We start from the raw sequence: 24,959 nt of genomic DNA, 5'->3' as shown, positions 1-24,959 counted from the left end.
TGCTCAACCAATGATTTGACCATTCCCTCAAGTATCTGAAAACGATACTTGGGCGTGAAGACAATGTGATAGCCACATTTGTAATACACATGCGTTAATTTTCTATATTTACTCATCTTAAAAAGTTTTAGATGGGCAAAGCTAAAAAATGGCAGAGCCTTTAAAACATGACCACCGTCAAAGACGGTGGTTTTTCAATGAGAAATAAAATCAATATCCGATTCGGATAGTTCAAAATCAAATATGCTAGCATTGGCAAAGGCAACGCATATCGGATTCAAGTAAATCACGAATCGACCCTAAAAGAACCCTAAAACGGTATTTCGGAACCCAAACAATATGATAGTCAAACTTGTAAACAATATGAATCAACTTTTTATACCTACCCATGACCAAATATAGCCATAGGCAATCACAATATTACCACCGGCTATGCGGGTGGTTTTTCAAGGATGAAGAAATGATTGATTTCTTAGTATAGAACTCTCGTTGCATTTAGTATTTCAGACAAACCACCTTTTATTGACACTTTGGGATAATAGTTAACCTTTTTATAAATGGTATCATCATATTTAAATACATTACCTGATTCTTCTTTATCTTTTAAAAGTTCAATGGAAATAGTATTATTCGTTAATTCAAAGACGTTACGAGCAATCTCCAAGTAAGTATTTGGAGCCATTGTAGTACAATCATATTCACCCAAAACACATTTTTTGACTACCCTGTAAAGCACCTCCGAAAAATCTTTAATATGAAGATAGTTTGCACTTGCACCATGATTCCCATATAAAGAGATTTTCTGACCTTTTGATGCCATTTCTATAATTTGATAAAGAAATGGATGATGAGTTATGAAAGAAGGATCATTACCATATAACTGAGAAGGCCTTAAAATAGTATACGGGATTTCCTCTTTTTTTAAACAAAATTTTACGATATCTTCTGAATGTCTTTTAGAAATAGAGTATATACTGTTGTATGGTGATGTATCTTCCAAATGGACAAATATGCTTGATATATGAATAAAGTGTTTCACATTCATTTTTCTCAACTGAAAACACAAGTTCATTGTATTTAATACATTAAACTTTTCTGTTTCATATATCTCCTCTTCTGTATCTCCACCAAATGAAGCAGCTGTATGAATCACAATGTCTACATGGTCAGGCAACTGATCAGCTAAAGATCTATTTGGATCCAAATTAATATCACAGTCTCTACGACCAATTGTAATTACTTCATAATCTTCAGATAACAATGGCCTTACGTATCTTGAAACGCTAGAATTCCCTCCTGTAATAAGTATTCTCATATTATTCTTCATCCCCATTTTATTAAAGTTAATAAATCCACTCTTCAGAGTTCAATTTGTTGGACTTCAGTCAATGGATTTATTTATTCATACGAAAAAAAACAAATAATTTGGCTACTCCCAATTTTCACGACCAGATACCCAATTTATAAGATATATAACACCTATTTGGTCATTTTGTATAGATTCGTCGACCTTGTTCCGCTTTCCGTTTTTGTTAGTAGCTCTTAGCTGTGCTGTTTTCTGTAGGCCATGTATTGTCCATCTTTTGCCCGAGAGCTTGAGCCTTTTGCAGCACGTCCTGTAGGTGAAACTTTGGATAGCTATAATGATCTCCAAATTACAATGTCATGGAATCCGGTTCCTCTTTGTAAATTTCGCAATTTTATATGAAAAAAGAGAAATTTGTAGTACACCCAATAAAGGGGTTGTACGTCGAATATGAACTTATGAAACTAAAATTTTTAAATTAATATACCTAATTTTAGGCTCTTGAATTGCCACAATTCTTAGAAGTTGTATTTCACTGCTTTAAATAAAATTATAACCAAAATAACAAATTTAAATGAAAAAAGAATATTTGAAACGTGTACAAAATATAGATGATTTAATAACGGCATTTTATGCTTGCCTTGGTGGTGAGCCAGGTGAAAAAAGAGATTGGGATTTTTTTAGATTTTTATTTCATCCTCAAGCCTACAAAATCGGTTATGAGAAGGATATAAATCGTAATTTCAGGCTTCAATGGATACACCCTAATGATTACGTTGAACGTATTGGGTATTGGTTTGACAATACTCGAGAAACTGCTTTTTACGAAAGAGAAGTAGGTAGGGTTGTAGAAAGTTATGCAAACATTGGTCATGCATTTAGTCATTGCGAAGCTTTCCATAGCAAGGAAGACATGGCAAACAACAAACCTTACAAACAAGATGTAAAAAGTATTCAATTGGCCTATTATCAAGATAGATGGTGGATTGTCAACATGTTTTGGCACGGTGTTACACCAGAATTTCCGGTCCCTGATAGGTATAAGAAATTTCAGCAATTTCCTTAGATTATTTCTTTTATTACATAGTTCTACTAGATAATTAGGTTAATAAGCATAGTGAAGTTAGTTTGTGCACAAGATTCAACGCTAGTTAACTAGGCTATAGGTTCTCCTAAAATCATTTTTTAAGACATTAAAAACCAAAATCATGAATGCTTAATAAAGAGAGACATTAATAAAATGATTAATTATGTACAAAAAAGTTTTTAAAAGAATTTTAGACTTTTCAATATCGCTTGTTGCGTTGATTTTATTTTCTCCGTTGATTATTATTTTAATCATTCTATTGGTATTTGCAAATAAGGGTAAACCGTTCTTCTTCCAAAAAAGACCTGGGAAGCATACTAAATTATTCACGATTATTAAGTTCAAGACCATGAAAGACCCCAAAAACAATGAAAGTGAATTAATTAATCAAGCGCAGCGTATTACAAAAGTTGGTGCAATTATTAGAAAAACTTCGTTAGATGAACTTTTACAATTGGTCAATGTATTAAAAGGAGATATGTCACTCATTGGCCCTAGACCACTATTAATTGAATATCTTCCATTATATGATAAAGAACAAGCAAGAAGACATATGGTCAAGCCAGGTATCACTGGATGGGCACAAGTGAATGGACGTACTGCCTTGTCATGGAAGGAAAGATTTGCTCTTGACGTATGGTATGTTGATCATTTAAGCTTTAATATTGATTTAAAAATCCTGTTGAAAACTATTCAAAAAATATTCAATCGAGAAGCCATGTCCAACATTGAACGCGCTTCGTTTAGTCTTTGGGATGGAAACACTTAATAAAGTGGGTTTAATTATTCACTAAAACTAAGTATGCCGCTAAAAAAACCTAAGGATTAGGTTTGTTGGTTATTACACTATTATTAACTAAGAAAAAGTTATTTTAAAAGGAAATATTTTTTTTAATATAACAATCCACTCTTGATATAAAATTTAGAACAATAAACATTAAAAAACGACTCAGTTCTATGGGGCCAATTCATAGCGATTATGATGTTTCATAATTACTTTAAACGATATTATTTCAATTATGTAGGAAAAAATTTTGAACTCAGTAATAAATAACTAGATTTGGACTGTTGTATAGTCGATAACCATAAAATTAAAAATCTATGAAAACAGTAATGATTTTAGGAGGGACCAAGGGCGTTGGTAACGAGATACTAAAATCCTGCCTAAATAAAGGTTACAATGTGTCTTTTTGCGGTAGAAACCTTGATGAAGGTAATAAAATCATCCAATCTTTACAATCAGCAAATGAGCTTTATTTTCATAAGATTGACCTGAATAGTATCCAGGAAATTGAAGACTATTACATACAGACAATAAAAAAATTCGGAAACATAGATGCATTAGTTTTATATGCGGGAATAACGCCCATTACATCTATCATTGAAACCGAAGAGGACATTTACGATAGTGTTTTTAACATTAATCTTAAAGCTCCATTTTTCTTGTTGAAACATGTATTAAAATCTATGATGAAATTTAAAGTAGGTTCAATCATTTTCTTTGGATCTCCTCATATGGATTATGGTCATATTGATAGAGCTTCATATGCACTTACAAAAAGTGCGCTTTACACACTATCAAATCATATTGCACATCATTATGCTAAATACGGCATTCGATCAAATTACGTTGTAATGGGTTGGACCGATACTGAAGGGGAACTAAAATTGAGAGCTGAAGAGGGCGTAAGTGAAGAAGAATTGAATAATATTGCAAGCAATATTATTCCAATGGGACGTCTGTTAAATAAATTAGATCCGATACCAGCAATTATGCATTTAATTTCTGATGAATCTGCCATGACTACAGGGTCATTAGTAAGAATTACCGGAGGACATTACATTTAATCAATACATCCATATGAACCCTTCACTTATTTTTCACCTCAATTCGGAACTTTTAGAAGGACCTGTTTTTGACCATAAGGAAAATCTACTTTATTTTGTATCAATTTTAGATTACTTAGTCTTCTGTTACAATCCATCAACTGGTGAAATTTTGAGCGTCAAATTAGATTCTCCCGTGAGTTGCATTTTTTTGTTGGATAGGAAAAGAATCATGGTCGCCTCTAAAAACGGTTTTTTTGAAATAGATTTCAATACATTGCAAAAACAATTTTCTTTTCAAATGGATATATCAAATTCCGTCAGATATAACGATGGAATCAAAGACCCCGAAGGACGGTTTATCATTGGAACGATGGGATATCCTGAGGTCAAAGATAACATAGGAAAGGTCTTTTCGTATTCGGAAGGAAAATACAAGGTTATAATCGAGGACACAACCATCTCTAACGGTCTGTCATTTTCACAAGATGGCAGTAGTCTTTACTTTATTGATACCCCGACCAAGAAAGTGGCCAAATATGCCTATGATATAAAAAACGGGAATGTATCATTTGAGTCTTACGTGATAGAGTTTAATGGAAAGGGAAGTCCCGATGGTATGTGCATGGACCATGAGGGTATGTTATGGATTGCAGAATGGGGAGGAGGGCGTATATCTCGATGGAATCCTAAAAATGGTCGAAAAATGGATCAGCGAAAATTGCCTTGTCCAAACGTGACATCCTGCTGTATTGACAATCATTTAAACCTATATATAACAACTGCAAAGTCTTCCAAAGATGATATATATGGAGGCGGACTTTTTTATATTGAATTAAATTAACTGTGATTATGAATGAAGTTAGTATCAGTGTCATTGTCCCCATATATAAGATTGAAGCGTATCTTTCTAAATGTATTGACAGCATTTTAGACCAATCTTTCACTGACTTTGAACTGATTTTGGTCGACAATGGGAGCCCTGACAATTGCCCTCATATTTGTGACGAATATGCAAGTAAAGACAATCGGATTAAAGCAATCCACAAAGAACATGGAGGACTTTTGAGTGGCAGAAAAGAAGGGCTTAAGAACGCCAAGGGCAAGTATGTCGCTTATATTGACGGTGATGATTGGGTGGATAAGTTTTATCTCGATATTTTATTCAACCTTGCAGAAGTTAATAATTCCGATCTCGTTGTAACGGGGCATTTCAGGGAATTCGAAGGAAAAATAGAAACAGTAAAGCCTTCATATTCAGGTGTTTTTGGAGAAGATGAAATTAAATCATTAATTCTTCCAAAGGCTATGTACAATGGCGCCTTTTGTGAACACGAAATATCTACCTATGTGTGGAGCAAACTGTTCAAAAGGGAGTTGCTCAGTGAAATATTATATGAGGTTCCTGGTGAAATTGTGATGGGAGAAGACGCCGCCATAACGTATACATATTTGTCACTTTCAAAAAAACTTACAATAAGTAAGATACCGCTTTATTACTACAGACAGCGACATGATTCCATCCTAAAATCCATTAAAGACACAAGTATTGAGTTTTACAGATTGGGAGTGTTGAAAAATTTTTTAAAAGTAAAATTAAGTCCTTTCCTTAATAAGGATAACTTAAGCACACAGATACTTTATTATCTTTATTCCATGATATTGGTGAGATCAGGAGGGTTAATTCATGATGCCTCGGGTAAAGTTATTTTCAATCCTTTTTTAAAAGCAAAAAAGAACTCCAAAGTTATTGTCTATAGTTCAGGTTCTTTTGGTCAGCATATTTTATCATCGAACAGCAAAAGCAATTTTTTTCAAATTGTTAAATGGATAGATATTGATTTTCACAAACTCAATATTGGTGACAATTTTGTTGAACCACTTAGCTCTATTGTCAATACTGAGTTCGACTTTTTAATAATTGCAACAATCAATCCGTCTGCTTTTAAATCGATTAAGGCAGAATTGGTGCTTATGGGAATTGATAACAATAAAATAGTGCAAATCAATACGGATGAAAAAGAAATATGTAGTCTGTTTGGACAATTGGGTTTTCACAATGACTAAGTAGTAGTAGTAGTAGATACCTAGGTATTTTAAGGTGCTAAATTAACAAGATAATATTCCACAGTAGTAAGGGCCGAAGCAACGAAACTAGATTGTCTGTTCTAAAGTAAGCAAAAGACCTTGATTTAGGGTGTAATTAGGTTTCCAACCCCAAGAACTAAGTAAGTCGGGTACAGCTTTTGCTTCCATAATCTCGTTTTCCCGATAGGGCAATTTTCCAAATCGAAGTTTAGTTTCGGTATTTCCGGACACTGCCTTAAGAGTTTCAAGAAAATAACGTAACGTATAGGATGAACCTGTGCCCAAATCTGTTTGAGTATAAGGCTTTTGTAAATTACCAGACTGGTTTAAAGCTAATTCAATAGCAGACACTACATCGGCCACATAAATAAAGTCTCTTTTTTGTTCGCCAGGGGTCAAGTCTATAAAAGCCGTTCTTTCTTTTATGGCTTTTACGATATAGCTAACGAACTTAGATTCAGAATCCCCAGGTCCAAAGGGATGGTGCATAGTAAAGTCGATTACTTTACAGGTGTTAGCTTTATTGGCAATGAGCCTAAGCCATTGGGAACACTGTTGTTTGGATAGTGCATAATCCTGCAAATAATTATATCCTTTTCCTTGGGTGATAAAACTACCGATATTAATAAATATCTTTGAATTGTATTTTTGGGAGAGCTCCAGCAAATGTACCGGTAAATCAACATTTACATCAAGTAGCCTGGGTACAGATTCACCAAATCTTCCATATTTGGTTGCTGTGTGAATAATTCCGACAGGTCGGTATCTGTCAAAAACTTCGTTTAATGGTTCATCGGTACTACATAACGTTATTTGCCCGGCTGTTAAGCGTTTAAGGGTTTTTGTGGATCTCACTAAACCAACGATATTATAAGTTTTTGCCAATTGTTGGACTAAGTGATGACCCAAAAAGCCATCCGCTCCAGTAATAAAAAGGGTTTGTTTCACCATATTACATCAATGATGAAGAAATTCGTCTATTTGTTTTTGGCAAAGTCCCAAGGCATTTTGACCCTCGGAAAAAGCTTTGTACCAATCTACAATTTGTGTTACGGTTTTTTCCATTCCCCACTTAGGTTGCCACCTCAATTCTTGTCTAGCTCTAGAAATATCCAATCGCAACAAACCCGCTTCATGAAAAGCGTCATTCCCTTCAATTTTATATGACGCTGATTCTCCCCATGCCTTACAAACTTTATTTATAAGGGATTCAACCGTTCTAATATTGTCATTGTCTGGACCAAAATTATAACTCGTTGCTAATTTTTTGTTAGCAGATAATTGCCAAATAAGATGTAAGTATCCTCCCAAACAATCAAGAACATGTTGCCAAGGTCTCACAGCCTTTGGGCTTCTTATTACGACCTGTTCACCAGATTGGATAGACCTAATAAAATCGGGAACCAATCTATTAGCCGCCCAATCTCCTCCTCCTACAACATTTCCCGCCCTTGCGGTAGCCAAAACGGTGTTGGAATCATTAAAAAAAGAATCGCGATACGATTGGGTGACCAATTCGGAACAAGCCTTACTATTGGAATAGGGATCATGCCCCCCCAAAGAATCTGTTTCACGATATCCCCAAAGCCATTCGTTATTTTTGTAAACTTTATCCGTGGTAATATTAAGACAAACAGCGACATTAGGTAATTGACGAACTATTTCAAGTAAATTCACCGTTCCCATCACATTTGTCTCATAAGTATTAACAGGATTTTTATATGATTCTATAACCAGTGGTTGAGCAGCCATATGGATTACTATTTCGGGATCAGCATTTTTCATTGCATTCTGTAAAGCAGAAAAATCCTTTATGTCTCCTATATGAGAACACATCTTTTTATCCAATCCAGCATAATCAAATAAGTTTTGTTCTTGTTCAGGAGAAAGTGCATAACCCGTTACTTCTGCTCCAAGGGCTTGAAGCAAAAGAGTCATCCATGAACCTTTAAAACCAGTATGTCCAGTTAAAAAAATTCTTTTTCCCTTAAAAAAATCATCAAATACTACCATGTTTTCCATTTCGCCGTATTGTTTGCCAACATGTCCTCTAGTTGATTTTTATCCCTAAGTGTATCCATTGGTTTCCAGAAACCTGTGTGCTTAAAAGCAAAGAGCTCTTTGTCATCGGCCATCTTTTCTAAAGGTTCCCTTTCAAAAATGGAAGAATCTCCATCTATATAATCAAAAACCGTAGGGTCACAAACAAAGAAACCACCATTAATCCAACCCCCGTCACCTTTAGGTTTTTCCATAAACTCACTAATACGGTCTCCCTCCATTTTAAGTGAGCCAAATCTCCCATCAGGCTGCACAGAGGTCATAGTTATACAACCTGAGTGACTTCGATGGTATTCCTCTAAGGCTTTAATGTTTACATCAGACACTCCATCACCATAAGTAAGCATAAAGGGTTCATCTCCAATATACTTTCGGGCTCTAAGTATCCGCCCACCAGTCATACTATGCACTCCAGTATCCAGAAGCGTAATCTTCCAAGGTTCTGATTTGTTGTTATGAATTGTTATTTTATTTTCTGCCAAATCCACAGTAACATCAGAATTATGCATAAAGTAATTGGCAAAAAACTCTTTGACCACATATCCCTTGTACCCTAATAGAACCACAAATTCATTAAAGCCGTAATGAGAATACATTTTCATAATATGCCATAAAATTGGTTTTCCCCCAATTTCAATCATGGGCTTTGGCTTCAGATGCGTTTCTTCAGAAATCCGTGTTCCAAGCCCACCGGCTAATAATAAAACTTTCATTTTGTAGAAATAATATTAAATGTTAATTCAAAGATTAATTTTATAATGAAACAAATCTAACTACTTTTTATAAACTTATTCCCGTACATCTCATTTTTTCGATAAAAATAAGAAAAACCCTTTGTGGTACACTATATATTTTAATATCAATAGTAGATAGTTCTATTGACATGGCTAGTTATATTCATATTTAAACGCTTGTCAGTCAAAAGAAGGCAGACAATTATTAGATCCAGGGTATAGTGTTGATTGCTTATTGAGAATACCAGTTTCAGAGCTTCGTTTTTAAGAGGGCTCCATGTCTTGTGTACAAATAGTCATTATATCAACCTTTAGGTATGCAAATCGACATTCCCCCATTTCAAAGAGTCATTAAAATGTATTTTTGAATACGAAAATCTAAAAAAGTCGATTCTCAGTTTTTTTGAAATCTAAATTTTCGGATATTTATAATATCACTCCATTAAATTATTAATTTAAGCCATCTAAAAAATACTACTATGTTCTATTATATGATTTAAACAATAATTATATTTGTTGAAAAATACGACCATTATATTGGAAGAATTTAGAATACATTGTGAGCCTCTAAAGCAGAGTCTCTAATCCATAAGCAACGAACTACTCTTTTTATCACTGTCCGTAATTCTACTTACATTACAGAAAGTGTCAATAAGGCTGTTTATGCTGTCTAGCTGGTCAAGACAGTGATATCGCGAAAGGAAATATGTAAAATGGCAATAAATGATGTATTATAGAATCTAGTCAGAATTTATTGAAACAAGATTATGAAAACTATTATAAAGTTTAATCCATTTAAGACTTTTGTTAAAGTATTTTTTTAGTTTAGCAACCTTATCATTTTGAGTTAAGAACAAATTAATAAATATAGTTTATGCAAAAAAAACTAATAATACTTGGCGGTAATCCTGAAACAGGGGTTTTGGTGGATATTGCTGAGTCCATGGGTATTTATACCATTGTTATTGATCCAAATCCCAATGCTCCGGCAAAAAAAGTAGCCTCTGAGACTTACGACATAGATGGTTTTGATATCGATAAAATTGTAAGAATTGCTAAAGAAAGAAAAGTTGATGGCGTTTTAGTTGGTGTTGCAGACATCCTAGTAAAACCTTATCGGGAAATTTGTGAGAAACTAAATTTTCCTTGTTATGCTACTGAGAAAGCAGTAGAGGCGTTTTGCAGTAAAGACGGATTTAAGCGCTATTGCGAAAAATATGGTATTCAAGATATTCCCGGAATTTATTTAACAAACGATTCTGAAATTAAAAAACCACAAAACATTAGTTACCCCTTGATCGTTAAGCCTGTGGATAGTGGAGGAGGAGTTGGCGTGAAGATTTGTAGAGATGAAGAAGATTATATTGCTACTGTAGAAAATGTTTTAAAATATTCAAAAAAAGGAGTAGTCCTAGTTGAAAAATATATGGATACAAACTGCGATGATTTAGCAGTGTATTATACTTTTAGAAATGGTATTCCTTATCTTTCAGCAACTTTTGACAGACAGCTTACAAGATTACAAGGTGACTCTAGTCCTATAGCACTAGGTACCGCATATCCTTCTAAGTATACAGATAGGTTCGTTAAAGATGTACATCCTAAATTATGTACCATGTTTGAAGGACTAAATATACAGGCGGGGGTACTCTGTATTCAGTTTTTTGTTGAAAACGATGAGTTTTATATTTATGATCCTGGATTTAGATTACAAGGGGAAGCACCTCATATTCATTTAGATGCTATAAATGGGTTTGATCATAGAAAAATGCTTATAAACTATGCATTTACTGGAGTTTTTGGGAACGATGATTTTCCAGAAAAAAATGATTATAAGTTTAGAGGTAAATCTGCCAGTTCAATTTGGATTCTATTAAAAGGTGGTAAAATTGATAAAGTAGAAGGCATAAATGAAATAAAATCTAATGAAAATGTAGCTTTTGTTGTAGAACGATTTAAAGTTGGTGATACGGTTAAGGAAGAATTTCTGGGTACAGAAAGACAGATTATTTATAGAATTTATGTTAATGCAGATTCTATTGTTGAAGTCAACCAAATCATCGGAAATTTTAAAAACACGCTAAAGGTTTTTGATTCAAATGGGGAAAACATGATTCTAGAATGGTTAAAACCATGGAAAGAAGAGGATTATAGTATTAATTAGAAAAGTTCGATTTAAATAGTAAATTAATACAACATATCCAAAAGGAAGATTTTGAGAAGTTAGTGCTGTGATCTGCAAATTTACAGGTATAAAAGTATCGTTTTTACAGATTCTATAAGTCCATGGAGAGTTGTTTATAAAATAAAACAATAAGTATGACAGAAAATATTTTAGATTCGTTTAGTTTAATTGGAAAAAAGGCGATTGTTGTTGGTGGAGCGGGTGATCTTGGAATTGCCATGGTTGAAGCGATATCCCAGGCAGGAGCCCAAACGGTTGTTATTGACTTCGATGAAAGAGTCTTTACTTTATGTGAAAATCTTAAAAAAACTGGGCTCAATGTAAGTCCAATAAAAGCTGATGTAAGCAAGATTGAGGAAATAAGAGATTCCTATAAAAGCGCTCTGGAAATTTTGGGTGGAACAATAGATATTTTAATAAATTCAGCTGGAATTCAAAGACGATATTCTAGTGAGGACTTTCCAGAAGACGAGTGGCATAAAGTTATAGCTGTTAATTTGGACGCTACCTTTTTTTATTGCAAATATGCAGGTAATACCATGTTGAAAAATGGTGGTGGTAAAATAATAAATATTGCTTCTATAATGAGTGTTTTAGGGGGTATAACCATTCCTGCATACGCAGCCTCAAAAGGAGGAGTTGGACAATTAACAAAAGCCCTTTCAAACGATTGGGCCGCCAAGGGAATTTGCGTTAATGCCATAGCCCCTGGATATATGGATACACAGTTAAATACTGCCTTGATAAATGATAAAAAAAGAACAGATGAAGTGTTTATGAGAGTCCCTATGAAAAGATGGGGTAGCGGTGAAGACTTAAAGGGGTTAACCGTGTTTTTATCGTCTTCTGCGAGTGATTACATTACTGGTACTATAATACCTGTTGATGGCGGGTATTTGGGAAGGTAAACAAGAGTATTTGGTTATTTTAAACTGCAAGTTAATTAGCTATGGATAAGGTGAACAAAAGTGTATTAATTTTTTTTAAGAGCGGATAAGATTGTAATTTGAACAAAATAATATTATTTAAATAGAATAAATTTCAAATTTTATAACTTTATATCTATTAGTCTTCTAAAGAAAAAAAATGGTCGTTTTTTTTGTTCTAAAAACTCATTTCTATTATTTTAAATCGCGAATATTTTCAAAAACACCAAATAAATTCATTTAGGAAAAGAATCAATTAAGCTCATTCAATTAAATTATTAAGCACGCAATAAAAAGAATTGATTCGTCAATAAACATAAAATATTTATTTATCTATTTGTTCAAAATTTTTGAAATTTGTTCTCAACTTTCATTGAACTAGGACTTCCTCAAACAAGATTTTCCATTTTTTCATTATTTCGTCTGGAGTAAATTTTTTGACATTTTTTTTTGCCATTTTTCCCATTGATTTCCGAAGATCAATATTTGCCATTAATGATTGTAAGGCTTCAGATAGTTGATTTATATTATTTGCTTCGACAAGAATTCCATCTTCGGAATCAGTAATTATTGCACGAGGGCCATAAGGACAATCAAATGAAACAACAGGTAACCCCAGTGACATAGCTTCGACCAAAACAAGTGAAAACCCTTCTGTTCTTGAGGAACAGACTAAAATTGAAGCATCCAAATAGGCTGAAATTATATCGTTTGTATGCTCGTGAAATTGTACATTATTTATTAACCCTAAATTTTCGGCAGTTTTTGCTAACTCAAGTGATTTATTGACTCTTCCATAAAACTTTAAAGTCCAATCAGGGTTCTTTTCTATAACCTTTTGCCAAGCTTTTAAAAGCATATCATATCCCTTAACATAATCCTGTCTTCCAACGGCAATAACTACTTTATTTTCAAGCTTTGCTCGCTTTCCTTCAGTACTCAGCGCATTTGGGTTGTTTATTATTTCTATTTTGTTCAAATGTGGCCAATCTTTTTTATGTTCTTCTGTTAATAATACAACTTTATCATAGCCCAAACCAGATCTTGACAAAATGATTTTTTTTAGATAATACTTTATAATATTTAGCTTTTTTCCATCACGCTGAACAAAATTAGTTTTTTTTGCGCTATGTCTTTGATATATGAAAGGCTGCCTTTTCTTAACAAGACTAGCCAAATTCATTTCAAATACCTCATCACTACAAACCATGACAATATCTGGATTAATTTGCTTTAGTTTTCTATTTACTCCAATTACTCTATGGAAATATTTTTTTGGACCGCTACTAATTATATCCAGGTAATGAAGCTTTATATTCTGGTTGACTTCATATTTTGGATTCGAGGCATAACTTTTTTCATGTAATAATATTATTTCTATTTCATATTTGAATTTTTTTATAAAATAGTCTGCTTGCACCAATATCATTTTTTCTAATCCACCGCTTAAACTTATTTCGTCAACAATGTATGCTATTTTCATAGATAATATTTTACTTATTGATTTACTAATTCTTTGATAAAATTATGAAGACATTCGTTATACTCGCAAAAAGTAAAACCGCAACTTCTGACTGTTTTTTTTACGTCTTATAAAATATACATTTGCCGATTTGAGAGAATCGATAACTTAATAAACTGTTATGGTTATCAAAGTTCATATCTAAATATTTAGGTTATTCAATTTTTGCGAAAATAAATATATGCTTTTACATTTTAATAATTATTAGGACCCGTTGCGTTGCTTTTTATGGTTACGTATAATTCGAGTTCAGTTTATTTTATAAATAGTTTTTTACTAATGGTTTTGCCATTTGTGGTCAAACTAACAATATTCCATCCTGATATGAATGTGCTAGTATTCAGTCTAATACTGTTTTTTGAGTTGTTTTGTTCAATTTCCTTCCTTAATACAGAAGCCCCCTTAATATCAAAAACCTCCAACAATACAGTTCCTTTTATAACGTCATCTAATTCTAAAAATATATTATCCCCTTTATTGACTGGATTAGGATAAACTTGAAATTCACTTTGTCGTTCAAGGTTTTCGGCTTGATTTGAATTAATTGAATTTAATACAGCTGTTTTTGAAGTAGACGATTTTGAAGCTACAAAGATTCCGCCATAAACCTCAAATTCAACGATATGCACACCAACATTTGCAGAATTAAAATTCATATTAACTCTTAAATATCTAGCACTAGTATTTGTAAAATTAAATGTATTACCTTGATTAGTTGCAGGAGATGTATTGTCGTTAAAATCTGCAATGGAAATCCAATTAATGCCATCTATTGACGCTTCGATGTCATATTGATAAAATCTTGTACCATCATAATAATTAGTGACTATAATTTCGCCAATGTCATAAACATCAAGTAAATCAACTTGCCACCATTGCGCATAAGGATGAGCTCCCCACCAACTACTTAAAGAAAAATCATCATCGACTGCTAGTGAGCTAACACGATCGTCTTCATAACTTGAAGCAGTTGTAGGCTTGTTTAATGCAATATTAGAAGTGTTACTATCATCATCATTAATCATTCCATTTGCGGTAATGGTAGATTCTCCATTAACGAATTCTACTTCAAGATTTGACACGATATTTGAAAGCACTAGGGTATAGGATTCCTGTGACTCTGTCACGGTGTCATCTGTAATTGGCACATCAATATCAAACGATTTATTTGTAGACGTAAAAGTTATTGTTCCGGAAGTAGTTGAATAATCTCCTGGATTAAGAGCAGTCCCATCAGCTGTGGTGTAGTCTATTGTTACATTTTCACTGATATTACCTGAAAGTGTCACATTGAAAGTTGCAAAACCATTTAGGGTGTTTTCATCTGTAATTACTTCAGTATTTGTAAAGGAGATAATACCGGAATCTTTTAATTCCCCGTAAGCTTCAAATTCAACAATATGTACACCAACATTTGCAGAATTAAAATTCATATTCACTCTTAAATAACGAGCACTAGTATTTGTAATATTAAAGGTATTACCTTGATTAGATGCAGGTGTTGTATTGTCGTTAAAATCTACAATTTCAGTCCAATTAATGCCATCTAATGACGCTTCGATGTCATATTGATAAAATCTTGTACCATCATAATAATTAGTGACTATAATTTCGCCAATGTCATAAATATCAAGTAAATCAACTTGCCACCATTGTTCATAAGGATGAGCTCCCCACCAACTACTTAAAGAAAAATCATCATCGACTGCTAGTGAGCTAACACGATCGTCTTCATAACTTGAGGCAGTTGTAGGTTTGTTTAATGCAATATTAGAAGTGTTACTATCATCATCATTAATGATTCCGTTTGCTGTAATACTTGAAACGCCATTAACGAACCCTACTAATTCAAGATTAGATAGGATATTTGAAAGCACAACGGTATAGGCTTCTTGCGTTTCTATCGTGGCATCATTGGTAATTGGTACATCGATATCGAACGATTTATTTGTTGGCGTAAAAGTGATGGTTCCTGATGTAGTTGAATAATCCCCAGGGCTAAGGGCGGTTCCCCCAACTGTGGTGTAATCAACAGTTACCTTTTCACTGATATCACCGGTCAGTGTTACGCTGAACCTTGCAAAGCCTACTGGGATGTTCTCATCCACGATGACTTCAGTATTTGTAAAGGCGATAGTACTGGTTCCGAGAGTCCTAAAATATTGTTTTCCAATCCAAACATTATGACTATTGTTCCAAGTGCTGTTATGAAAATTATCCGACAATCCAGAAGTTGTTACCCCCCATGTGCCAGCACTTACTAAGTAATTATCGTTAAACACATTTTGTGCTCTTGTACCAGAATCATAATCAACATATAAGTTGAGGGTTATATTTCCTATGTCATCAGCAACATCCTGCATTATTTTGGAAGAATACACATGATCTGAATGGTCATCTGGATTAATAGTATCATCATCATCTGCCAAATTGAATACCACACTATTTAAATTAGACGATTCTAATTCTATTATAGATTTAAGAGTGTATTCTAAATCTGATAATGAATTATATGTAGTGCTATTATCTACCGCCGAAATATTTGATACAGTTCCATTATACAATTTTTGTAAACTCTTGAAATTATGTAAAGCGAAACCCGATCCATCTGGGTTCCCGTCAGGCAATCTCAAGAAGTAAGCCACTATGTTTCTATAGGTGTATTTAAGAATTGAATGTCCATTTATTGTAACTGTAGTTTCGTTCATATTAGTACCTAAACCAGCTCCTGATGTAAAAGTATTAGACATAAATCTAAGAGCTCTTAAGCTTCCTTGTTCTCGCGCTAAAAAATAATTATTATTTCCAGTACCACTTCCAGCATCTCCTGCAGTTGTATGTATAAAAACGACTTTTTCATTAGTATTTTTAACACTCTGATAAGCATTAGGATTCATGAATAATTGCCAATCGTCAGGGTGTGGGGATAAATAAAAACTTGTATCATTCTGTGCCAAAAGGTTGAAAGAGTAAGAAAAAAACAGTAATCCGACTATAATATTTAATGCTTTTTTCATTTTAATAAGTTTTAGGATTAACAGCTCTTATATCAATTTGAATATATAATGTCGTATTAAGAAATTGAATTATTTTTTGATTAACTGAAATTAAAATTCTAAGCATAGCCTTTGTTACGGTAAAAATTTTTAATAAAAAGTAAGCAAAAAAGAAACGATTTATATGCGACATTATATGTTTAATTTAGTATTACAGACTCAATTAATATCCACTTCTACAATATAGGGTTGAGAGATGGTTTGATTATCGACAATAATTGATGTCTTTCCAATTGTTGCATGGCTTTAAGTGTCACCATATCATTAATATCCCCTTGCAAATAGTTGGGTTTTAACCATATTTTCTCTTTTCATTAAATAATCATCCCGTGGATTTTACGTTTTAGAAAAAAAAACAACCAATAAAATGACTGTAAATTTCGACATAGTATTTAAAAATAATTTAGGCTATATTTTTAATTGATAAATATTTTAATAAAAATCACGAATTTTTATAAGCGATACAATGATATATATCAGTGCATCTTATACTATGACTTCATTCTTCTCTAGCTAGTCAGAATAAGTGTTTATTTATAGGTTCTCTTAATGCCATTGCCATTTCATTGATTTCTGTTTTTTTGGGAACCTCAGAATATACGCCCGAAACGGTACATTTATTTTCTGATGAAACCTCGGTGTCTTTAGATGTTGTATTTGCTTTATTTTTCCCAGCTCTTACTGGTTTTACTGCCGGTAATGCCATGAGCGAAGATTTGAAAAACTCGAAAAAATCAATTCCTTTAGGAACGTTATCAGCTATTGGTGTAGGCTTGGTCATTTATTTAGGACTTGCTGTTTTTATTGCATTAAATGTTAACTCTGAAGGCTTAAAAACAGATTATAATTTTCTTATGAAAATGGCGCTATTTACGCTGGCAGTTGTCGCAGGTATTTGGGGAGCTATTTTATCTTCCGCTTTAGGAGGTATTCTAAGAAGCTCTAGGATTTTGAAAGTTATTTCTATAAATAAGGTAATTATAGATTGATTTCCAAAGTGTTAATAAAAAACATCTCAGATTATAATGTTTGGTATAATTGCTTGTGAAATGGGGTAAACTTTAATCTAAAAAACGTTATTTAATATATTTAAAAGACTATTATTAATAATGTTAACATCAAACCTTTCCTCAGCATAAATCCTACTATTTATGCCCATTTCCTTAATTTTTTCTTTATTTACTAGAAAATATTCCATAACACTAACTAATTCATTTAAATCCTGAGGTTTTATTAAAAAACCATTTTTTCCATTAATAACAGTTTCTTTACAGCCAGGAGTGTTTGTTGTTATTACTGGCATTCCAACAGATAAAGCTTCTAAGATAGATCTTGGAACACCTTCTCTATAATAAGTTGGAAGTACAAAAATATCCCTTTTAAATAAATGCTCAGAAACGTTACTTTGCGAACCGTGAAAAACTATTGTTCCTTTTTCGTGAAGGTTGTATAGTATTTCTGATTTAATAGACGAAGGTGAGTTTCCTGATGCACCGATTACATGGAATTCTGCTTTTGGATATTTTTCTTTCAACTTTTTAGCTGCTTCAATATAAAGATGAACACCTTTTTCTTTTATCAATCTAGTAACAATAACAAAGCTAATAACATCGGAGGTATTCTCATTTACTCTCGTTTTAAACCATTCTAGATTAACACCAGAGCCACTTACAAATCCTACTTTTTGATTTTTAGAGATTATTTTCCTATCAAGGAATAATTGATGATCATCTGAATTTTGAAAAACAATTGTTTTGTTTTTTCTAATAGATATTTTATACAAAAACTCGTTTAGTCTTTGCAGCATTCTGGCCTTAAAAGTCAACCCTGAAAAGGCAAACCCTAAACCAGTTATCAAAGAAATAACAGGTATTTTATTAATATTAGCCGCAATAGAACCATAGATTACTGGTTTAACCGTATAAGGGAATACTAAATCTATTTTATTATTGGCCATTATTTTCTTTAATTCCAAAATGGTTTTAAAGTCCTTGAAAGGATTTAATCCAGTTCTCTGTAAATTAAATTTTACAGGAATAGCTCCTAGATTTTGAACTTTTTTGTGATTTTCTGTTGTAAATCCTGGTGCGGCGGCATAAACGTCATAACCATTTTTTACGAGATTTTTAATAAAGTCACCTCTAAAGTTTATTAGTGAATTTGCTAATGAAGATAAAACCAAAATTCTTTTTTTATTATTCATGCTCTATAGTTTTTGGATTATGGTTTTATTTTAAATAGATATTGCTATACCATTTTTGGAAACAATAAAAAGACCAAACTCTAAACGTATTATCGCGTTTACTGTTTAAATGATTCTGTACTAAAGGAATTATTTTATCTAAGTTAAAGATACCTTGGCTTGATAAAAATTTAGGATCAATATATGATTCTAATTCTTTCTTTAAACTAGATTTTAACCAGTTACCTGTTGGAGAACCAAAGCCCATTTTTCCTTTTTCAAGAAAGTTTTTGGGGAATTGATCTTTAAAAGCTTCTTTTAAAATATGTTTTTTGTTCCAACCTTTCATCAAAAAGCTTTCAGGTAATGTATTAGTATAATCCCATAATTTTTTATTCAAAAATGGCGCTCTACATTCCAAAGAATTTTGCATGCTTGTTCTATCAACTTTTGCAAGCATGCCGCCTTCTAAACTTAATATTTTATCTACATGTCTAAATTCAGTAAGGGATTCAGCCTTATCACTATATAACGTATCTTGGTATTCACCGAATAAATCATTTATATAATGGGAGGTATTTAGAATTTCAGCCAATTCTAATTCGGTATTTGCCAATGAAATAATATCCCAATATTGATTACCATCATAATTTACAGCTTTCAACATCTTTCTTATTTTAAAGCGTTTACCTCTATTATCATTTTTAGTGGCTAATAAATACTTTGAAGAGTTTAAAAGTACATTATGTATCGGTTTAGGAACAATATTGGTGTATTTCGTGTTCATTTTACCAACATAATACTTATTGTAACCTCCAAAAACCTCATCGCCACCATCACCAGTTAATGCAACTTTTACGTAGTCTCTTGTTTTTTTAGAAACGAAATAAGTGGGTAGGGCTGCAGTATCAGAAAATGGTTCGTCAAAGTTCAATAAAATTTCATGAATATTATCTTTTAAATCATCTTCACCAATTTTAAATTCGTGGTGATTACTACCAATCATTTTGGCAACAAGTTGAGATTTATCTGTTTCATCAGATTTAGCTTCTTTAAAACCTATTGAAAATGTTTCTATTTTTTTATTTGCTGATTGAGCAAGACAGAGTGATACTATTGAAGAGTCAACACCACCAGATAAGAATGTTCCTAAAGGAACATCAGATATAGACCTGCTATTAACACTTTCGTAAACTAAATCTTTAACATGCTTTTTTGCATCTTCAAAACTCACCTTATCTTCTTTAGGGAGGGTTTCTGGGCAGATTTTATTAATCTTGTGTGCATTGGTTATTAAATCATACTCTATATAATGATTAGCTTCTAGCTTAAAAATGTTATCATATATTGAATAAGGTGCAGGAATATAAGTTAGCCTCAAAAAAAGATTTACACCCTTTTTTGATAGTTCGGGCTTAAAATCTAATACATCTACTATTGATTTTAATTCTGAAGCCCAAATAAACTGTTTGTTTGTATCAGTATAATAAAGCGGTTTTTCTCCAAAAAAATCTCTAGCTATAAATACCTTATTTTTATGTTGATCAAAGATGCTGAAACCATACATACCATCTAACCATTTAAATGACTCAATACCATGTTTTTGATATAGTTTTAAAATAACTTCAGTATCACTGTTTGTTTTAAAAGTAGTTCCCGATTCTTCTAATTTTAGTTTAAGGGCTCTATAATTATATATTTCCCCGTTAAAAACAATAACTATTTTTTTATCATCAGAGTATATAGGTTGTTTTCCTGTTGATAAATCTATAATAGATAACCTTCTCATAGCCATTCCTAATGAAAAACTATCTTGTTTGGTAGTTATAAAACCATCTTCATCAGGACCTCTATGAATAATTAAATTATTCATTTTAGTCAATGCGGCAGTAATTTCATGTTCGCTACAACTTGTTTTATTTATTATTCCGTTAATTCCGCACATGGGTTTGCTTTTTATTTTGAATAATCAGTTAAACTAATTACATCTATATATTCTTTTAATATTTTATTTTTTCTAAAATCTTCGGCACGTTTTAAAACACTAGTTTTACAGCTATCAAGATAAGTCTTGTTAGAAAGAAAATAGTTAATTCCTTTTGCCATTAATTTAGCATTCTTAATAGGTACTAAGATTCCGTAATCTGTTTTCATTAAATCATTTTCAACAGTTTCCAATTCCATGATTTCACTTGGACCAGATTGACAATTTGTAGTTAAAATAGGTAAGCCGCAAGACATGGCCTCAAGCAATACGTTAGGGAACCCTTCATGATTTGAACCAAAAATGAATAAGTCAGCTTTTTTTAGATACTTATATGGGTTAGGGTCAAACCCTGCTAAAATAACTTGTTCTTCAAGCTTTAGTTCTTTGATTTGAGATTCTAATTCTTTTTTCATATTTCCAACTCCAAATATATATAATCTTAATATCGGGTTGTTTAATTCGCTCATTGCATTTAAAAGCATACTATGGTTTTTACCAATATCCAAACGACCAAGTGTTACTAAATTAAATTTTTTGTTATCAAAAAAATTATCTAATCCTTCAATTTTATCTATTTTGTCTAGATCAATAGGATTATTAACCACTTTTATTTTATCAGTAGGTACACTAAAATTTTCTATCAAATCATTAGCGTTTCCATGAGAATTTGATATTACAACATCAGACTTTTTGTATAGTAAACGAATCATTCTTTTATTGAAAGAAGATTGAAAACTTGGATAACTATATTGAAGGCTAGGAAATGCACGTTCATTAGTTATTACCTTATAATTATATCTTGTTAGTTTACTTGAAATTATATTTATAAAAGAAGGTCTAGTTAAAAAACTTAAACTATGAGTGATTTTTAATTGCTTCAAAAGTTTAGAATATTTGTATGCTAAAAAAGGAATTTTTAATGTCTTTATAATACCATTTTCATTAGGACTAGATTTTTCAATATGATGTATTTCGATTTCACTAGGTATTTCATATTTGATTGTTGGGTTCATCAAAAAAAGATGCACCTCTATTTTATTATCAAAACAATAGGCTAGCAGGTGAGAAACAGCTCTTTCTGCTCCACCACCAGATAATGAATAAATTAAAATACCTAAAGCCTTTACTTTATTTGTATTATTTAATTGAAAATCCTTGTCCATTATTTTTTAGCCATTGCCTTAAGATTATTAACTGCCAAATAAGTCCAGTACGATTCCAACTTCCATCCATATGTTGGTTAATCATTTTTATGACTTCTTTTGGTTTTATTCCTGGAATCTCACTTAAGTTTTCAAAGTTTAATTCAGTTAAAACATAATCCTTTAAATCTGCTTTAAACCATTCTTTAAAGGGCATTGTAAAACCAGCTTTTGGTCTGTCAAATATTTCTTTAGGAACATGTTTATACAAAACATCTTTAAGAATTCTTTTTTGATTTTTATTCTGAAATTTGAAATCTGTTGGTAGCGATCTTGCAAATTCAACAATTCTATAATCCAGTAAAGGAGCTCTTGCTTCAAGAGAATAAGCCATAGTCGCTCTATCTACCTTGGTGTTGATATCCCAGTTTAAATACGTTTTAATATCAAAGTCGGAAACCCTCTCAAATACATTTTTATTTTCATGATACAAGTATTTAAGTTCTTCAAAATGTAATTTATTAGTTTGTTCAAACTCAAACCAATTAGACTCTGGACTATATAAAGTGCTTAAATAAGCATCATTTACACTTTTATTATGAATCACACCGCCTATTACTTTTAATTTGTAATGAGGCATAATATTTAAAGTTTTAGCTGCTAAAAGTCTAAGTGGTTTTGGCATTTTATAAATGTTATTCATATGCCTCACCCAATTATATCTATGATAACCAATAAAGCTCTCATCTCCAGCATCTCCAGAGAGCGCTACAGTTACGTGCTTTTTTGTGTATTTTGCCAACAACATTGAAGGAATCGCGGAAGAGTCATTAAAGGGCTCATCATAATAATGATGAAAATCATCAATTAGTTCAATACCTTCTTTGTAATTACATTCAATAATGTGATGATCAGTATTTAAATGGTCGGCAACTTGCTTTGCATAAATACTTTCATCAAATCCTTTTTCATTAAATTTTACAGAAAATGTTTTTATTTTTTCATTAGTACTTTTTGTAGCTAAGGCAGCTATTAATGAAGAGTCTACGCCGCCAGAAAGAAAAACACCTACAGGCACATCAGCAAACAATCTCATTTTTACTGCGTCTTTTGCAATTTTCTCAAGTTCTAGTGTAGCTTCATCATAGGTTCCTGTGAATTTATATTTACCTAAATAATCGATATCCCAATATTCTTCGTTTTTGAATTTGCCAGTGTTTAAATCATATGTAAAATAATGCCCAGCCTGTAATTTTTTTATTTCGTTAAAAATTGAATTGGGATCTGGAATGGTACCCCAAGATAAATACTCACGTATTGCATTGGTTGAAATGGTCAACCTTTTTTCATTAAAGAGTTGAATTGATGAAATTTGACTAGAAAACTCAAACTCTTTTCCATTTAAATAATAATAGAAAGGTTTTTGTCCTAACCTATCTCTAGCACCAAAAAATTGTTGTTTTCTAATATCATAAATAACAAATGCAAACATACCATTTAGATGGTCTAAGCACTTTTTACCAAACTCTAAATATGCAGCGCAAATAACTTCGGTATCACTTGTGGTATTAAAAACATACCCTTTTTGTGATAACCTTTTTCTTAATTCTTGAAAGTTATATATTTCACCATTAAAAACAATGTTTATTTTATCAAGATAATTAAAGGGTTGATTTGATCTTGGGTCTAAATCTATAATTGATAGTCTATTATGCCCAAAAGTAATAGTTGCATCATTATAATTGTATGACTTCCAATCCATTTTATCAGGACCTCGAAATGCAGTTCTTTCTAGTTTAGACTTTATTTGATTATCTGAATATGTTATAGTTGTACCGTAAATTCCACACATACTGTATAATTTCTATTCTTAATTTAATTATGAGCTGCTTGATTCTTTTTTTGGTAGTATGATTTTCCGCCCTAATATTTCATCATATTTTTCGGGAATTATTGGTCTATTTCCTCCATCATGATGAAAGGTCAATTCTCCAAAATATAATTTCCCATCTAAATCATACCAATCTACTCTTACATAGCAAAAATCTTCAGATAACTTTTCAGATAAGGTAATCATTTCTTCTAGTGTTTTTGGTTTTTCAACTTCTTCATCAGATGGTTCAGTTGTTTTTCCCTTGTCTTTCAAGGAAGTCCATTTGTAAGGCTCTCTTTCCCATTTTGGGTTGTACCAATTTCTATAATGATTATCAGAATCTCTGTCAATATCAACTTGAATCATATTAACTTTACCATTAAAGCAATGTATTTTATAATCAAATGGTATATTTCCCTTTTTGTTCAAAAGTAATTTTTCAACAATAATACAAGGTTCAATATTTTTATATTGCCATTCTTTAGAACCATAATAATAGTTATGCTTCATTCTTTTTTTAAGACCTTTTCTAACTTTTTTCCAATCGATTTTAGATTTATCACGAACAATTATTCCACCGCCACTATCATGATTCGTTTTTACTATGAAAGGATAGTCTGGTAAATTATCAGGCACAATATCTTTTTCGTTTTTAGTCTTAAGATATAGAGGAATTATATATTTATCAGTTATTTTTGTCTTTATATACTCTCTAACTGCATATTTATCAGCGCATGTTGTGTGCAGAGGCGTTCTATCGTATAATTTAAGCCATACAATTTTTTCATTTAATGTTTTTGGATTGCTTAAATTGATTTTTCTGCCAAAACTGTTTTCAAATTCATCTGTTAGATATTTTTTTTCTGGTTTTATGCGAAATAAATAAAATCTATTTAAATCAATAAGTTTAGTAATTAAGTAGTTACCTATTATTGTTTTTTTGTATATGTATTTCAATATTTTTTTCATTAAATAAAATAAAT

20 protein-coding genes and 1 pseudogene are annotated in these 24,959 nt (G+C 31.9%); 8 read left to right on the top strand and 13 right to left on the bottom strand.

Annotation, left to right across the window (positions count from 1 at the left end; genetic code table 11):
• The 3 genes and pseudogenes from ABD935_RS03925 to ABD935_RS03920 form a co-directional block, all read right to left on the bottom strand.
• Positions 1-116, bottom strand: a pseudogene (locus tag ABD935_RS03925) (IS200/IS605 family transposase); the annotation flags it as partial.
• A 130-nt stretch (positions 117-246) separates the two neighbouring features.
• The gene (locus tag ABD935_RS16605) at positions 247-390 is read right to left on the bottom strand and encodes a transposase (RefSeq protein ID WP_425550195.1); all 144 of its coding nucleotides are present in this window, start codon (positions 388-390) and stop codon (positions 247-249) included.
• 82 nt (positions 391-472) lie between these two features.
• Entirely contained in the window at positions 473-1,327 is an 855-nt protein-coding gene (locus ABD935_RS03920) for an NAD-dependent epimerase/dehydratase family protein (protein WP_345190294.1), read from the bottom strand.
• A 553-nt stretch (positions 1,328-1,880) separates the two neighbouring features.
• Between ABD935_RS03920 and ABD935_RS03915 the strand changes: the two genes are divergently transcribed.
• From ABD935_RS03915 to ABD935_RS03895, 5 genes are all read left to right on the top strand, one after another.
• A complete protein-coding gene (locus ABD935_RS03915) occupies positions 1,881-2,372 on the top strand; it encodes a hypothetical protein (protein WP_345190293.1) in 492 nt (163 codons plus the stop codon).
• Between the two features lie 184 nt (positions 2,373-2,556).
• A complete protein-coding gene (locus ABD935_RS03910) occupies positions 2,557-3,162 on the top strand; it encodes a sugar transferase (protein ID WP_345190292.1) in 606 nt (201 codons plus the stop codon).
• A gap of 332 nt (positions 3,163-3,494) precedes the next feature.
• On the top strand, positions 3,495-4,241 hold the full coding sequence (locus ABD935_RS03905; protein ID WP_345190291.1) for an SDR family NAD(P)-dependent oxidoreductase: 747 nt from the start codon (positions 3,495-3,497) through the stop codon (positions 4,239-4,241).
• A gap of 13 nt (positions 4,242-4,254) precedes the next feature.
• Positions 4,255-5,064 carry an SMP-30/gluconolactonase/LRE family protein gene (locus tag ABD935_RS03900; RefSeq protein ID WP_345190290.1) on the top strand — a complete coding sequence of 270 codons (810 nt, stop codon included), beginning with the start codon at positions 4,255-4,257 and terminating at the stop codon, positions 5,062-5,064.
• Between the two features lie 8 nt (positions 5,065-5,072).
• Complete coding sequence (locus ABD935_RS03895) at positions 5,073-6,287, top strand: glycosyltransferase family 2 protein (RefSeq protein WP_345190289.1); 1,215 nt, start codon at positions 5,073-5,075, stop codon at positions 6,285-6,287.
• An 87-nt stretch (positions 6,288-6,374) separates the two neighbouring features.
• On the opposite strand, the gene ABD935_RS03890 is transcribed toward ABD935_RS03895, so the two are convergent.
• From ABD935_RS03890 to rfbF, 3 genes are read right to left on the bottom strand one after another with little or no spacing between them, the layout of a single operon-like run.
• Positions 6,375-7,259, bottom strand: coding sequence for an NAD-dependent epimerase/dehydratase family protein (locus tag ABD935_RS03890; protein ID WP_345190288.1), 885 nt, complete (start codon positions 7,257-7,259; stop codon positions 6,375-6,377).
• A 6-nt stretch (positions 7,260-7,265) separates the two neighbouring features.
• Positions 7,266-8,330, bottom strand: coding sequence for a CDP-glucose 4,6-dehydratase (gene rfbG / locus ABD935_RS03885; RefSeq protein WP_345190287.1), 1,065 nt, complete (start codon positions 8,328-8,330; stop codon positions 7,266-7,268).
• Positions 8,315-9,082 carry a glucose-1-phosphate cytidylyltransferase gene (rfbF, locus tag ABD935_RS03880; RefSeq protein WP_345190286.1) on the bottom strand — a complete coding sequence of 256 codons (768 nt, stop codon included), beginning with the start codon at positions 9,080-9,082 and terminating at the stop codon, positions 8,315-8,317. Before rfbF ends, rfbG begins: the two co-directional genes overlap by 16 nt.
• Before the next feature lie 895 nt (positions 9,083-9,977).
• On the opposite strand from rfbF, the gene ABD935_RS03875 reads away from it, so the two are divergent.
• Complete coding sequence (locus ABD935_RS03875) at positions 9,978-11,267, top strand: ATP-binding protein (RefSeq protein WP_345190285.1); 1,290 nt, start codon at positions 9,978-9,980, stop codon at positions 11,265-11,267.
• 155 nt (positions 11,268-11,422) lie between these two features.
• Positions 11,423-12,196 carry an SDR family oxidoreductase gene (locus ABD935_RS03870; RefSeq protein ID WP_345190284.1) on the top strand — a complete coding sequence of 258 codons (774 nt, stop codon included), beginning with the start codon at positions 11,423-11,425 and terminating at the stop codon, positions 12,194-12,196.
• Positions 12,197-12,584: 388 nt separating this feature from the next.
• Here ABD935_RS03870 and ABD935_RS03865 read toward each other — a convergent pair whose 3' ends face one another.
• Together ABD935_RS03865 and ABD935_RS03860 are read right to left on the bottom strand one after the other, a co-directional pair.
• Entirely contained in the window at positions 12,585-13,697 is a 1,113-nt protein-coding gene (locus ABD935_RS03865) for a glycosyltransferase family 4 protein (protein WP_345190283.1), read from the bottom strand.
• A 293-nt stretch (positions 13,698-13,990) separates the two neighbouring features.
• Positions 13,991-16,753 (bottom strand): Calx-beta domain-containing protein, encoded by a 2,763-nt coding sequence (locus tag ABD935_RS03860; RefSeq protein ID WP_345190282.1) that lies wholly within the window; start codon positions 16,751-16,753, stop codon positions 13,991-13,993.
• Positions 16,754-17,373: 620 nt separating this feature from the next.
• Here ABD935_RS03860 and ABD935_RS03855 point away from each other — a divergent pair.
• Positions 17,374-17,781 (top strand): amino acid permease, encoded by a 408-nt coding sequence (locus ABD935_RS03855; RefSeq protein WP_345190281.1) that lies wholly within the window; start codon positions 17,374-17,376, stop codon positions 17,779-17,781.
• Positions 17,782-17,858: 77 nt separating this feature from the next.
• On the opposite strand, the gene ABD935_RS03850 is transcribed toward ABD935_RS03855, so the two are convergent.
• The 5 genes from ABD935_RS03850 to ABD935_RS03830 are packed head-to-tail and all read right to left on the bottom strand — an operon-like array spanning position 17,859 to position 24,945.
• The gene (locus ABD935_RS03850; protein ID WP_345190280.1) at positions 17,859-18,995 is read right to left on the bottom strand and encodes a glycosyltransferase family 4 protein; all 1,137 of its coding nucleotides are present in this window, start codon (positions 18,993-18,995) and stop codon (positions 17,859-17,861) included.
• Between the two features lie 25 nt (positions 18,996-19,020).
• Entirely contained in the window at positions 19,021-20,919 is a 1,899-nt protein-coding gene (gene asnB, locus ABD935_RS03845) for an asparagine synthase (glutamine-hydrolyzing) (protein ID WP_345190279.1), read from the bottom strand.
• Positions 20,920-20,930: 11 nt separating this feature from the next.
• Positions 20,931-22,124 carry a glycosyltransferase gene (locus ABD935_RS03840; RefSeq protein ID WP_345190278.1) on the bottom strand — a complete coding sequence of 398 codons (1,194 nt, stop codon included), beginning with the start codon at positions 22,122-22,124 and terminating at the stop codon, positions 20,931-20,933.
• Positions 22,099-23,955: an asparagine synthase (glutamine-hydrolyzing) gene (asnB, locus tag ABD935_RS03835; RefSeq protein ID WP_345190277.1), complete on the bottom strand. Its 1,857-nt coding sequence runs from the start codon at positions 23,953-23,955 to the stop codon at positions 22,099-22,101. Before asnB (ABD935_RS03835) ends, ABD935_RS03840 begins: the two co-directional genes overlap by 26 nt.
• 27 nt (positions 23,956-23,982) lie before the next feature.
• Positions 23,983-24,945: an ATP-grasp fold amidoligase family protein gene (locus ABD935_RS03830; protein ID WP_345190275.1), complete on the bottom strand. Its 963-nt coding sequence runs from the start codon at positions 24,943-24,945 to the stop codon at positions 23,983-23,985.
• Positions 24,946-24,959: the final 14 nt, after the last annotated feature.

Source organism: Algibacter agarivorans, assembly GCF_039543245.1.
GTDB classification, from domain to species: Bacteria; Bacteroidota; Bacteroidia; order Flavobacteriales; family Flavobacteriaceae; genus Algibacter_G; species Algibacter_G agarivorans.
The sequence above is the reverse complement of the archived record's forward strand: the minus strand, read 5'-3'. Positions and strand labels throughout refer to the sequence as shown.